This is a genomic window from Bradyrhizobium zhanjiangense, assembly GCF_004114935.1.
GTDB classification, from domain to species: Bacteria; Pseudomonadota; Alphaproteobacteria; order Rhizobiales; family Xanthobacteraceae; genus Bradyrhizobium; species Bradyrhizobium zhanjiangense.
This window is the reverse complement of the sequence record NZ_CP022221.1, coordinates 7,102,016-7,113,977: the sequence shown is the minus strand read 5'-3', so window position 1 is coordinate 7,113,977 and position 11,962 is coordinate 7,102,016. Positions and strand designations below refer to the sequence as shown.

Genomic DNA, 11,962 nt, shown 5'->3' with positions numbered 1-11,962 from the left:
ACTGTACGACCAGATCAGCGAGATGGTTCGTCGCTCATCGCATTCTAAGATGCCGCCCAGATCATAGTCCAAGCCGCTCGTGGCTGTTCACCAGCGAAGAGCTGGGCGATCCGGATCGGCAGCCGGGTCGAAGTGAACAAAGAGCGCCTGCCGACTGGTAGTGTCATGCACCCATTGTTTGATCTAGGAGGCCTCTTCAGCGCTGGCGCGGTGAGGTGTCGCCAATCGAGACACTATGCCTTCTCGCGAAGTGCCTCCACCGACACGCTGGACATTAGCTCGTAAGCTGCGGTGACGCGACAATCGCTCGGAGTAGGCAGAGGCAAGCCGCGAGCGAGTGGACGACGCTAAAAGGGATTGAGTGATCGGGGCTCGGTATCGGCCGAGAAACTGCACTGGCCCCTCCCTGGGATCGCGTGCGACATTTGGAACAACAAGAATTGGACACTCAATGGCCCAATCTGCAGATGAGCAAAGAGTCTAGCTCATCAGCAAGGACTGGACATGGCCATTAGTCGCAACTCACTGCGCCGGGTTGCGAGGGAACAGAAAGATCCGATGATCAAACAGCAATAGTTCGAGAGTGCGTCATTTCCATCGGGCATCGATTTCATGCCCCCTTGTTGCTTTCGCACTTGGGCATCCACGCCTAGTCTGATCTGCGCGCAGTTAATGAGACCACCTGCGCAAGAATGCAGTCATTGCCTCATCGGCAATATCGAGCTGTCATAGGAGAGAGATTATGAGACGCACCGTACTGGCACTTTCCGCGGTCCTTGGCGTTGGCGCTCTAGCAACCGCAGCCTTCGCGCAGCAACCACAGCTTCCGCCACCCGACGATTGGCACGCCACCGGCCGCTATCTTCCTGAATACACGAAAGACGGGGACCTTATTCTGCCAAAAAACTTTCACGAATGGGTTTACGTTGGATCGCCACTGACGCCCAACTTTTTGAACCCGCCTCAAGCAAATTTCCCGGAATTTCACAACGTGTATATCGAGCCCGGTTCTTACGATATTTACAAGAAAACGGGCGTCTTCCCTGAAGGAACAATCTTCGTGAAGGAATTGCAGCTTATGCAGCCTGCCACCAATCCGGACGGTTCGAGTACCGCGCCATCGGGAAAAGGATTTTTCCCGGGGGCGTTCAACGGAGCGGATGTAACCGTCAAGGACACCGAGAGATATAAGGCAAGCGACGGTTGGGGTTATTTCAACTTCAATCACCACGAACCGAAAGCGGCCACTGCCAAAGTCCGGCCGGTCGAGGAATGCGGCTACTGCCACATCGCAAGCGCGAAACGGGATGACGTATGGACGCAGTTCTACGCGCTGCTCGACCAGGTGCCGCTACCGCCCGGCCAGAGTGGCTCCAAGAAAATGCCGCCCAGCGAGAATCCGTCTATCAAAAAGTAGGGATAACCGTGATGAAGATTCTGAGAAGTGCGGCCATAGCGTCCGCATCGTTTATCGCTGTGAGCGTCGGCTGCCTAGTATCACAGGTCGTACCTAGCCAGGCCGCCTCTGCGCAAGAACAACTCGTCGACGGGGCAGGCAACATGCATGTCCCGAAAGAGTACCGAACGACCTACGAATTCCTTGGGAGCTGGTCTGTTGCAGGTGACAAAGGTGCTAAGGAGATGCACGTGGTCTATGGGTCGCCCGGAACTGCGGCAGCTTATCGGACGACTGGCGAATTTCCCGAGGGTTCGATCCTGGTGAAAGAAGTGTACGCCGCGGCGACCTCGGAAATGACGACTGGGACCGTCAGCCATCAACAAAGCCTCAAAGGCTGGTTCATGATGGTGAAGGACGGCAAAAACAGTCACCCCGATAATAAATTGTGGGGCAACGGTTGGGGCTGGTCCTGGTTTGACGCGGGTGACCCGGTGAAAACGACCTCAACCGACTTCCGCTCAGATTGTCTAGGTTGCCACATCCCTGCCAAAGCGACTGACTGGATCTATGTTCAAGGCTATCCCGGACTCAAAAAGTGACAGGCCCTCGGCGAACTAGCTTTAATGTCACGTGTGCAAAACCAGACTGGATGCAAAGAAGGTAACGTCATGAAGCCCAGCGGAAAGCTCGCCAGATGCATTTGCGGATCGATGGTGATGTTTGTGGTGTCGTTTTCGACACCTCATGTAAGTCTAGCGGCCGATCCAGCTGCTGGCAAAAAGATCACGAAGCAATTTCTTACGTCGGGCCAGGTGGACCTAGTACGAGAGGTGGTGACGCTACCGCTCCATCGCGGCCGTCTTGCCTCGGGAGAGACCGTTTGGTTCGTTCTCACCGACGTAAGCGATTACGATGCTTCGCAAAAGATGGGACTTACGTGGGCGCCGAGTCTCACTGATGCCAAGAACCTGAAGAGCACACGGGTTGCGGAAATGGACGACTCGGGTAACTTCACCTTTAAATCAGGGCGGGTCGATTTCTCACCTTCGCAGAAGTTGGTCGGAGGGGACGCGCCCAGTTTCTTTCCTCCTAAGACAGCCCGAGCCGGATCTATTGGGGATGCGCACTACAGCCCACTGGTGCGGGTGTCCAATAGTATGAATATCGTTTTCAATGCGCCGATCATCGCGTTCGACGTCGGGCCGGACAAAATTTCATTCTGCAACGGCAGCCCTGACTACTCCGTGGTGACGGACTCCGTAGCAAGCATCTGTCCTGATAAGGGCACTGTCGACTTGAAACTCCGGTCTGGATTCGCGAACGGAAGACACCTGCGTTATCTTAGCTTTGACGCAAATTCCGAGGAGTCGGCGACCCTTGAGGCGTCCACCTTTGCGCCTGCGGAAAGCGACATTCTTCAGAGCGGCGCGATCGAGGTGATCTATACGATTGTGAATGGCAACATGGGGGCGAACGATCCGAATCGCCAGGGACTCAACAGTGCTATCAAGGGAGAGGGGCCTTCGCTCGACATCCTCGCGCACTTCACTGAGATCAGCGCCGGATACTCCCCGATGTGGGACGTACGACTAGCCGAGTGGACCAAGGAAGCTATCGTGAAGGATCAAAGGAAACTGATCACTGACGGCGACGATCTTGAATCCAAAAGTGCGGCGGGCTTACTGGTGAGCCCTGCGGGAGGGCCGGTGAAGACGACGGGCAATCTAGTGAATTGTCCGGTTGTAGGCTTCACCAATGAATAATCTCCTGGCCACATAGCTGCGCTTCCCTCGTTCATGCGGGAAGCGCAATCGGTCTCTTAACCACCGACGCTTCCCTCTCACGTCGATGCGAATTTGATGAGCACGCGCTAGGACCCGACGCTACTGTTTGTAGGCCTTGATAATCTGCCGGGCTATCGCGACCGATGCTGCGGCGATGGAAGGACAGGTTGCCGTCCACTTCAGTGGCGTGGCGCGATCGGCCCTAGGTTTCGAGCCAGTCCAGTGGCGACCACGGGCATCGAATAATCATTTGCGGTTCGCAGCAGGAGAATCCCATATTGCCATTCTGAAGCGCGAGGACGCTCCTGCGGGCTCCAAGCCGATCCTCGACAACTTGATAAGATGCTTGGTACTCTACGGACCGGGGTTTCCGCAGATCACTAACAAGGTCTTAGCAAGCCTATCGGAAACCGGCGGCCGCTAGCTTGAAGATCGAATTGATATTGTCGGCATCTGCGGTCGGCCTTCGATGGCGTCGGCTGCGCGGCGCTGACAGGATCGGAGGCGGGGAAGCTATCTTCCAACCCGGTGTCGAGCTTGGCGTGGCGATCGGCCGCGAGCGCTTCGCCTAAGTCCTCGACGTGCTTGTCGTGCGGCGCGGGATTGAAGGTCTGAGCCATGGAGTTCTCCTTCATTGACTGAGCCAACGCGGCGCATTTGAGCAGGTTGCCATGCTCCGCTTCTGCGCGCGGCGGTGTATCAAGAACCTCAACTCTGCATCAGGACCATTCGTGCCCCAGTCTGCGACAAAGCCCCTCATCGACGTGCTCTCCGGCCAGCGGCAAAGCATCCCGCCCCTGTGGATGATGCGGCAGGCCGGCCGCTACTTGCCTGAATATCGCGAGGTGCGCGCCAAGGCTGGCGGCTTCCTCGATCTCTGCTTCAGTCCGGAGCTTGCCGCCGAAGTCACGCTGCAGCCGATCCGCAGGTTTGGCTTCGATGCGGCCATCATCTTCTCGGACATCCTGGTGATCCCCCATGCGCTCGGCCGCTCGGTGCGGTTCGAGGTCGGCGAAGGTCCGCGGCTCGATCCGCTGGATGATCCCGTCAAGGTCGGAGCGCTCGCCGCGCAGGCCGACTTCGGCACGCTCGCGCCGGTGTTCGAGGCGCTCAGGATCGCGCGCGGCGCGCTCGATCCTGAGGTGGCGCTGATCGGCTTCTGCGGTGCGCCGTGGACGGTTGCGACCTATATGGTCGCGGGCCAGGGCACGCTCGATCAGGCGCCGGCGCGGATCATGGCCTACCGTCATCCCGAGGCGTTCGCGAAAATTATCGACGTGCTGGTCGTCAGCTCGATCCAATATCTGCTGGCGCAACTCGAGGCCGGCGCCAACGCCTTGCAGATCTTCGACACCTGGGCCGGCGTGCTGCCGCCCGCCGAATTCGTGCGCTGGTCAACCGAGCCGACCCGGCGCATCGTCGAAGGCGTGCGCGCCAAGGTGCCCGATGCGAAGATCATCGGCTTCCCGCGCGGCGCGGGCGCGCAGCTGCCTGGTTACGTCGAGGCCACCGGCGTCAATGCAGTCAGCATGGACTGGACCGCCGAGCCCGTCTTCATCCGCGAGCGCGTGCAGAGCAAGGTCGCCGTACAGGGCAATCTCGATCCGCTGGTGCTGATCACGGGCGGTGCGGCACTCGACCGCGCGATCGACAACACCTTGGCGAATTTTTCGCAAGGGCGCTTCATCTTCAATCTCGGTCACGGCATCCAGCCGGAGACGCCGATCGCCCATGTCGAACAGATAATCAAACGCGTACGTGGCTAGCGAGCGATCCTCCGACAGGCCCAACATCGGTGAAGCGGTCAGCGTGCTTCATCTCCTCGATCGACTCCCTGCGCCAAGCCTTGGCCATTTCCAGCAGGCCCCAGTTGGCCAAGAACCGGTAGTGCAGCCAGTATTGTTTGATTGCGGTGAGCTCGTGACGCAGTCCCTTGTTAAGATACTCGATGACTCTGGGGTCGCCCTTCATGATGAACTCCAAGGCTTGAGGTTGGGCCTTTGCCCTTCTTAGTTTAGAACACTTCTGAGAAAAACTACCAAGCATCCCCGAGACGAAACCGAGAGCCACCTACCGAGAAAAACCAAGGAAGTTGGTCGCTGCGGCTCCAACGCTGGGCTCGTTCTGCGCGTCATCCTTGATCCGGCGATGCGGACAGTCGGCCTGACAGGCTAGCGCACATTCCCTATACGCCTCGTCGATGATCGTCTTGATGGTGCGCGCGCAGCGGCCACACTCAGCGCTGCAGCCGAGACAGTCATAGATCTGTTTGGCATTGCGCAGCGCATCCTCGGCCGTGTTCACGGCGTGGCGAACATCGCGGTCGGTGAGGACATTGCAGGAGCAAACGATCATGAAACCCTAAAAGGACGTCTCAGCAAGGCGGTTGAGATCGATATTGGACGGCGGTCGGGCGCGTAGAATGGTCCAAAGAGCACGGAGATGATTGAGTGGTGACCCGCCCTTGGAAGTCTTTCCCTGACCTTTGTTCCTTGCAGATCAGCAGAACTTTGTATGTTCACTCGCTGCGACCGCTAACCGCAGATCCGGCCGAGAACACGGGAACGCCGCTCCGTTCCGCCCAAAGATCGACACTCTCGGTTAGCGTAGATGACACAACGGGAGTCTGCTGGCCCTGAGATGCAGTCACCACTGCATTCTGAGTATTGTTGAAGACCTCCTCTATCCCCCTCGAAGAATCCATCTGCGTAAGAAGAGCGGTCATCAGCCGGCTATGTAGTTCATCAGGGTCTTCGACGATTGCACCAGGCGCGGCTGAGCTCAGGGTCAGCGCATTCTCACCTCCTTGAATGGGCGCAAGCCCATGTGAATAAGTCCTGAAGCGTCGCTCGTAAGGGTTGCGGCGCGAAGCCTCATAACTAGGAGCCTGACGCGTGCTCCTGAAGTCTGGAGTTGCGAGAGGAGATGGTCAATGCTTAGCCCTTGTAGACGGATATCTTCTTCACTCCAAATCTTCGCATCGACTGGGATTAGATAATTGTGTCCGTCAGACTGGATTCCGTAACCTCCGAAATAAACTAACACAGTCGAGTTCGAATGTACTCTTGCCCTTAGATGATCGACTGCGTGTGTCATGTCCGAGCCCGTGGCATTTTCAATGGCATCGACCAGAAAGCCGTGCTCGCGAAGAGCATTTGTCAGGCCTTCCGCGTTGCGTGTTATTATGGGAAGAGGAGAGTCAGCATCGGGATAGGCCGAATTGCCAATCACCAGCGCCAGTCGACTAGTATCGGGGGGCGCGGATTTGCCTGACCAGATGGGATCGCTGATGGGCCGAGGCGTCTCCCGTTGCCTTGTCCCGTCGAGACTGGTTAAGAGCAAGCTGAGCGAGACTGCGACGCCGACTAGTCTGGGAGATCTCATTCCATTATGGTCTCCGACGAAACGCGCGTTTCCGTTTGCTGTCAATTCCGTCGCGCCGTCCAGTAGCCTGAACAGCGCGCTGATCCTGAGTGGCCGCTCCAGGTCCCCCGACCGGACGTCGCAAACAGTTTGCCCGCGCCCGCGGCATATTTGTCTTGGACCGTCACGGAAGCGCGAACCGCGCCCGTTTTTGCAACGTATCCTCGAAACTTCACGAGATTGGGATGCGTGACAATTCCGTTGGTCACATCGACAGTGAAGCTGTAGGTGGAATCGCAGGTTCCTCTTTGCGTCACGAAGACGAGGTCCCAGGAGCCGTCGTAGGACGATGAACCGTATGCTGCCGGTGCAGAGTGGTGACTCCGCCGAGCCAATAAGTGCACGTCTGTCGTCAAATCCGGTATCGTCGCCCTGATCGACGCGCCATTGATCGGTGAGGCTGACGATTTGGCCGTGGCGGCGATCGCGATAGGAACAGCAATTGCGAGCGCACTCGCGAGCTTGCAGACCTGAATCCTCATGGAAGCTCCTGTTCGCTTTAAACCACGCAACGAGAATGACCTTGCAACTCGGTCGAGGGAAATCACCTCTCGCCATGGAGTCGATAGACGACCATTATTGCCGCTTTGCTGGGCGAAACTACAGTGAGGAGGCAGTTCAAGGCGACGACGAGTTAGGAGCCTCTGCGGACGTGGCGAGCAGACAATCATGTAACCACCCATGGCGCGGCGAACTCATGCGCTAGAGCGTGATGACACCAACTTCGAGTGATACGCATTCGAAGAACCAAAGTTTCCGTCGTGGTAAAGGACACCAGTGGACGACGGGCTCTTGTGGCCGAAGGAACCCCGGCGCATCGCGACGCTGGTTTTGCGCGGATTGACGGTTGGTACCCTCGAACCCGGTCGGGACGGCCGCGCCCCCGACGTCCTCGGTGCGCGGAGCTTGCTTAAACCGACGCCTCGAGTGTTAGAAATCCGTGCGAGTGGCGGACACCGCACTAGGGGGGAAGGCGCAAAGCCATGTCGGGCCGTGTGCCTTCAGAGGGACAGGCGGTTCTTCTCTCCGCATCGATGCGGTGGGAGACGGCGAGGTGAGGGGCCGGTCTTTCTGCAATGCTCTGGGTCACGGTTTACTCGCAGCTCCGATTGCGGCGGGGTGTACGGGCGCTTGGGCTTTACGACCGCGCTCGCAGCACTAGTGTTTTTGCCGAGAGATCAGCTCCGCCGAAAGTATGACCGCGTGAGCACCTCTTCGCGCCAGCCGAGAGTTCCGCTCCGGGCCGCAGCACGTGACGCACTACTTTTGCTGTTCCGATAACGGCTGGCTATCGACTTCATGGCGAGAGGTGATTTTCTTTTCCACCGTCGCTGACCCAATCTTAATCAGTCATCGCCCGCTCGCGGCTGCGGCCGAAGTCGATCACAAGAGGCCCGACATGCACATCGAAGAGACGGCCCGCATTTCCTTGCCCCGCTCTGTCGAACACCCGCCGTTGGAGAATGCCGTGGTGCTCGTGGAGGCGGCGAGTGTTGCGAACGGATTGGAGCGTGCGTTCAGCACAAGTGTGAGTTGCGTGCGCGATGACGATACCGGCTGCATTGCGTCGAGATGTATGGAGATCCCAGTCGTCGGATCCAACGGCGAGGTGTCGGGCGTCTTGTGCCATACCAATCTGTTCGATGCGCGAGCCGCGGTCGCTGCTGGCGAGCGGCCCCCTGTGAGAATGGCGCGCAAACACTTGGGCTCCGTTCAGCGATGAAGCTTATGATCCCGCCCGGCCGCCTCGATCGTGCAGTCGATCACAAGACAGAGCACGTGCTCGGCCCCGCCGATGCCGAGATCTCGCTGGTTGAGTACGGCAGCTACGCCTGTCCGCACTGCAGGGCTGCCAACGAGCGCATCGCGCAGGCGCGCGATCAACTTGGCGACCGCGTTTGCTATGCCTTCCGCCACAGGCCGCTCACGGACAACAGTCTTTCCTTCCGTGCTGCGGAGCTCGCTGAGCTTGCTCAGACGCCAGAGACGTTCTGGTCCGCGCACATCAAGCTGATGACGAGGTCGATGCAGCTCACAGAGGACGACCTTTCGGCGGTGGCCGCTGACCTAAGTGTGCATGCCAACCCCACGCTTCGCGATGGCGACGCGGTTCGGCGCGCGAAGGCGAGGGTGGAGTCGGACATCGCGAGTGCACGCGCGAGCGGCGTGAGATTCACGCCGACATTTTACATTAACCGCCGGCGCTACGACGGGCCCTGGGACGAAAGTTCTCTCGTTGATGCAATGCTTGGCACGCTTGGCCACCGCGTCCGTACGGCTGCCCTAGACTTCGCGAGCTGGGGCCCGTCCGCCGGCATTTTGCTCGTCGTCGCTACTGTGGCGGCGATTGTCTTGACGAACTCGCCGATCGGGCCGGCATTCGAGGCGCTCTGGCGCTGGGAGTTCGGCGTGAGCTTGGGCAGCGCAGCCTTTCGGATGTCCATCCTCCATTGGGTCAACGACGGGCTGTTGACGCTGTTCTTCCTCGTTGTTGGATTGGAAGTGAAGCGCGAGATGACAGTCGGACACCTCGCAAGCCGTCGCTCCGCGGCGCTTCCGATCGCGGCCGCGCTCGGCGGCATGGTTGTGCCGGCGTGTCTGTATTCGCTGGTTCTCCCCGTGGGGCCGTGGTCGTACGGGTGGGGCGTTCCGATGGCGACCGACACCGCGTTCGCGATTGCCTTGATTGCAGTGATGGGCTCCCGCGTCCCCGTCGAGCTGCGTATCTTCCTCACCGCGGCGGCCATCGTTGACGACATCGGTGCGATCGTCGTCGTCGCCGTGTTTTACTCCGGCGAAATCCATCTGGTCTACCTTGCTGCTGTGGCGATGGTTATAGTTGCGCTAGTGCTGCTGAGCCGATCTGGGGTGTACCATCTCTCGCCCTACATCCTGATGGGCGCTGCGCTGTGGGCCCTCGTATACGCGAGCGGTCTCCACGCTACATTGGCCGGCGTGTTACTTGCCTTGTTCATTCCGACGCGACCGCCCGCCAATCTGGCAGCCCTGATGACGCAGGCGAGCACCATCATCGCGTCCGAGGCTCGGCATGAGGGCGAAGTTCTCAGGCGCGGCCCCTCCACTCCAGCCCTGCAGGCGCTCGACGCAATCTACGATAGGATTGAATCGCCCGCCGATCGACTGCTACGACACGCCGGCGCGCGATCGAGCTACGCCGTCCTCCCTATCTTCGCATTGGCGAATGCCGGAGTGACGATCAACCCAGGCGTCCTCGCTGGCCATGGCCGTCTCACGGCTGCGATCGTCGCTGGTCTCGCTATAGGAAAACCGCTCGGCGTCTTCCTCGCGGCCGCAGCGGCAGTGCGCACAGGCATAGCCGTCAAGCCGGCCGAATACACGTGGCGGCAGCTGGGCGGGGCGGGAGCCCTCGCTGGCATTGGCTTCACGATGTCGCTCTTCATCGCCGGACAGGCATTTCCAAGCGCCACCGACTTCTCGGCCGCAAAAATCGCTGTGTTCGCCGCCTCGAGTCTTTCTGCCGTCGTCGGGACTGGCCTGCTCTGGGGAGCTTCGCGTCAGGAGCTTATCGGAGATGTGCCGCAGGGCTCCGGCATGAAATCATCGTAGCTTGCCGCCGCTTATGCCTGACCGTGAAAGGAGATGATTCCACCTGCGACGAGGCGGTCCGCCTCTTCCACATCGCAGGCGTGAAACTTAGGGGCATTTGGTCGTGATCTCCTGGTATCCCGCCGTCGAGGACACCAGCAACGCAGAGTTATCGCGGCGAACCGTCGCATTCGAAGGAGTCGAAATGACGCACGTATATTTCCACTGCGCGAACACCAAGAAGGTTTTCGTCGATCGCCGCGGCGCCGTCGTGGATGATCTTGCTGAAGCGCGGGATCATGCGAACCGCATCGTGCAGTCCCTCACCAAAGAGCGCAGCCTTGAGGATTGGCGTGACTGGGTTCTGCATGTCAGCGATGATCAGGGCGATGAGCTCTTCGTTGTGCCCTTCACTTTCGTGCTCGGGGAGCCGAATTGAGGTCGCCGTGTTCCAAGCGCTCCTTTGAACCAACGCGCATATGTCCCACTTGAAAAGCAGGCCGCTGGTGCCCTAACGAAGACTATCTTTAGCGTCAGCGCCGCAACGCGCCGGCACGAATTGCGGAGGAGTGCTTGCGCGCGCTGGGCAGCTAACGTGGCCGCCAGCCTTGCGTTTCGGTGGTGGGCCAGGTTTCAGGCTTTGCAACTGGTCGCGCCGAAATCGCATGCGGTGACCAAAGACCGAAGTCCTTCGTCATGCCAGGTATCGAATTCAGATTGGCCTTTGCTCTTCCATGATGCGAGGCACAGCCTTCAATATCTCCTCCGCACCTCGCTGAAGAAGTTTGTCTCCTAGACGTGTGCCTATTGCGTCGGCTTGATCGGCCGTACCGACGCATTCATCAGCAATCTTCGTGTGGCCATCTGGATGAGTCACCTGTCCTCGAAGCGTTAATGTCCCGGCGACCCATCTGACAGAAACCCCGAGCGGTAAGCTGCAACCCGCATCGAGACTTCTCATCAATGCGCGCTCTGCGTCTACTTCGGTACGCGATTTCCGATCTTCAATCTTTTGAAGCAGTGCCATGAGTGCCGTATCTTCTTCGCGAGCTTCGACCGCGAGGGCGCCTTGGCCGACTGCATACGGGAAAACATTCGAGTCTAGAATCTGTGAGGCCTCAAGTAGCAATCCTAGCCGTGACAATCCCGCCGCTGCCAAAAGAGTAGCGTCTATTCCCTCTCGGTTCTTTGCCTTACAAAGCCTTGGATAAACGTTTCCACGGATGGGTCGAACATCCAAACCACCGCAAAGAGCGAGAAGTTGCGCTTTGCGGCGAATTGATCCAGTGCCGACGCGCAGCCCCGGTCGTAGCTGATCTAGTGTAACGCCACAAATTGCGTCACGAGGATCCGCTCTTTTGGGAACGGCCGCCAATACCAAACCGGGCTGCAATCTGGTCGGAAGATCCTTGAGAGAGTGAACGACCAAGTCAACTTCTTTGCGCGTAAGCGCGTCTTCGCTCTCCTTCGTGAATGCTCCGAGGCCGCCAAACTGTTGAAAGGACGACCGTCGATCTCTATCGCCAACCGAACTTGTGAAAACGAGTCTTACCTCAGCGGCCGGCTCGATGCCATGAATAAGATCGGCGACGTGACTGGCTTGCCAGCGGGCCAAATCACTTCGCCTGGTGCCGAGGCGAATTTCCATGATCAAGACTCTGATTGTTGTGTAGCGCGCCGACTTCTAGCGCTGCGTAAGTAGCAATAAGGTCGGCACCTGCTCGTTTCAGCCGCACGACAGAACTCTGGTGCGTGAGTATCTTTCCTCGGTCCGTATTTCATCAATTCA

The 11,962-nt window shown here is 58.7% G+C and carries 13 protein-coding genes and 1 pseudogene; 7 read left to right on the top strand and 7 right to left on the bottom strand.

Annotation, left to right across the window (positions count from 1 at the left end; genetic code table 11):
- Positions 1 to 742 precede the first annotated feature (742 nt).
- The 3 genes from XH85_RS34165 to XH85_RS34155 all read left to right on the top strand — a co-directional run bounded on the left by XH85_RS34165 (position 743) and on the right by XH85_RS34155 (position 3,162).
- Complete coding sequence (locus XH85_RS34165; protein ID WP_128935402.1) at positions 743 to 1,417, top strand: cytochrome P460 family protein; 675 nt, start codon at positions 743 to 745, stop codon at positions 1,415 to 1,417.
- Positions 1,418 to 1,428: 11 nt separating this feature from the next.
- Entirely contained in the window at positions 1,429 to 1,998 is a 570-nt protein-coding gene (locus XH85_RS34160; RefSeq protein WP_128935401.1) for a cytochrome P460 family protein, read from the top strand.
- 69 nt (positions 1,999 to 2,067) lie between these two features.
- Positions 2,068 to 3,162 carry a DUF7482 domain-containing protein gene (locus tag XH85_RS34155; RefSeq protein ID WP_128935400.1) on the top strand — a complete coding sequence of 365 codons (1,095 nt, stop codon included), beginning with the start codon at positions 2,068 to 2,070 and terminating at the stop codon, positions 3,160 to 3,162.
- 401 nt (positions 3,163 to 3,563) lie between these two features.
- Here XH85_RS34155 and XH85_RS34150 read toward each other — a convergent pair whose 3' ends face one another.
- Positions 3,564 to 3,803, bottom strand: a complete 240-nt coding sequence (locus XH85_RS34150) for a hypothetical protein (protein ID WP_128935399.1) — start codon at positions 3,801 to 3,803, stop codon at positions 3,564 to 3,566.
- A gap of 111 nt (positions 3,804 to 3,914) precedes the next feature.
- On the opposite strand from XH85_RS34150, the gene hemE reads away from it, so the two are divergent.
- Positions 3,915 to 4,949: a uroporphyrinogen decarboxylase gene (gene hemE / locus XH85_RS34145; RefSeq protein WP_128935398.1), complete on the top strand. Its 1,035-nt coding sequence runs from the start codon at positions 3,915 to 3,917 to the stop codon at positions 4,947 to 4,949.
- 25 nt (positions 4,950 to 4,974) lie between these two features.
- On the opposite strand, the pseudogene XH85_RS34140 reads toward hemE, so the two are convergent.
- The 5 genes and pseudogenes from XH85_RS34140 to XH85_RS34125 all read right to left on the bottom strand — a co-directional run.
- A pseudogene (locus XH85_RS34140) lies at positions 4,975 to 5,154 on the bottom strand (ferritin-like domain-containing protein); the annotation flags it as partial.
- 99 nt (positions 5,155 to 5,253) lie between these two features.
- Entirely contained in the window at positions 5,254 to 5,538 is a 285-nt protein-coding gene (locus XH85_RS34135) for a (2Fe-2S)-binding protein (protein WP_128935397.1), read from the bottom strand.
- A 163-nt stretch (positions 5,539 to 5,701) separates the two neighbouring features.
- Positions 5,702 to 5,944: a hypothetical protein gene (locus XH85_RS48145; RefSeq protein ID WP_420837921.1), complete on the bottom strand. Its 243-nt coding sequence runs from the start codon at positions 5,942 to 5,944 to the stop codon at positions 5,702 to 5,704.
- A 26-nt stretch (positions 5,945 to 5,970) separates the two neighbouring features.
- Entirely contained in the window at positions 5,971 to 6,567 is a 597-nt protein-coding gene (locus tag XH85_RS48140; RefSeq protein WP_128935396.1) for a caspase family protein, read from the bottom strand.
- Between the two features lie 41 nt (positions 6,568 to 6,608).
- Entirely contained in the window at positions 6,609 to 7,088 is a 480-nt protein-coding gene (locus XH85_RS34125) for a hypothetical protein (RefSeq protein WP_245473821.1), read from the bottom strand.
- Between the two features lie 917 nt (positions 7,089 to 8,005).
- Here XH85_RS34125 and XH85_RS34120 point away from each other — a divergent pair.
- The 3 genes from XH85_RS34120 to XH85_RS34110 all read left to right on the top strand — a co-directional run bounded on the left by XH85_RS34120 (position 8,006) and on the right by XH85_RS34110 (position 10,612).
- On the top strand, positions 8,006 to 8,329 hold the full coding sequence (locus XH85_RS34120) for a hypothetical protein (RefSeq protein ID WP_128935395.1): 324 nt from the start codon (positions 8,006 to 8,008) through the stop codon (positions 8,327 to 8,329).
- 56 nt (positions 8,330 to 8,385) lie between these two features.
- Positions 8,386 to 10,194, top strand: coding sequence for a Na+/H+ antiporter NhaA (nhaA, locus tag XH85_RS34115; RefSeq protein WP_245473820.1), 1,809 nt, complete (start codon positions 8,386 to 8,388; stop codon positions 10,192 to 10,194).
- Positions 10,195 to 10,297: 103 nt separating this feature from the next.
- The gene (locus XH85_RS34110; RefSeq protein WP_420837855.1) at positions 10,298 to 10,612 is read left to right on the top strand and encodes a DUF6894 family protein; all 315 of its coding nucleotides are present in this window, start codon (positions 10,298 to 10,300) and stop codon (positions 10,610 to 10,612) included.
- Between the two features lie 273 nt (positions 10,613 to 10,885).
- Here the strand turns inward: XH85_RS34110 and hemC are convergent, their stop codons facing one another.
- Complete coding sequence (gene hemC, locus XH85_RS34105; protein WP_128935393.1) at positions 10,886 to 11,821, bottom strand: hydroxymethylbilane synthase; 936 nt, start codon at positions 11,819 to 11,821, stop codon at positions 10,886 to 10,888.
- Between the last annotated feature and the right edge of the window lie 141 nt (positions 11,822 to 11,962).

What these genes read in the sequence shown, in the direction of transcription:
- XH85_RS34135 (WP_128935397.1), bottom strand. Translation starts at nt 5,538, where the DNA reads ATGATCGTTTGCTCCTGCAATGTCCTCACCGACCGCGATGTTCGCCAC.
- XH85_RS34155 (WP_128935400.1), top strand. Translation starts at nt 2,068, where the DNA reads ATGAAGCCCAGCGGAAAGCTCGCCAGATGCATTTGCGGATCGATGGTG.
- XH85_RS34125 (WP_245473821.1), bottom strand. Translation starts at nt 7,088, where the DNA reads ATGAGGATTCAGGTCTGCAAGCTCGCGAGTGCGCTCGCAATTGCTGTT.
- XH85_RS48140 (WP_128935396.1), bottom strand. Translation starts at nt 6,567, where the DNA reads ATGAGATCTCCCAGACTAGTCGGCGTCGCAGTCTCGCTCAGCTTGCTC.
- XH85_RS34120 (WP_128935395.1), top strand. Translation starts at nt 8,006, where the DNA reads ATGCACATCGAAGAGACGGCCCGCATTTCCTTGCCCCGCTCTGTCGAA.
- hemC (WP_128935393.1), bottom strand. Translation starts at nt 11,821, where the DNA reads ATGGAAATTCGCCTCGGCACCAGGCGAAGTGATTTGGCCCGCTGGCAA.
- XH85_RS34165 (WP_128935402.1), top strand. Translation starts at nt 743, where the DNA reads ATGAGACGCACCGTACTGGCACTTTCCGCGGTCCTTGGCGTTGGCGCT.
- XH85_RS34150 (WP_128935399.1), bottom strand. Translation starts at nt 3,803, where the DNA reads ATGGCTCAGACCTTCAATCCCGCGCCGCACGACAAGCACGTCGAGGAC.
- XH85_RS34160 (WP_128935401.1), top strand. Translation starts at nt 1,429, where the DNA reads ATGAAGATTCTGAGAAGTGCGGCCATAGCGTCCGCATCGTTTATCGCT.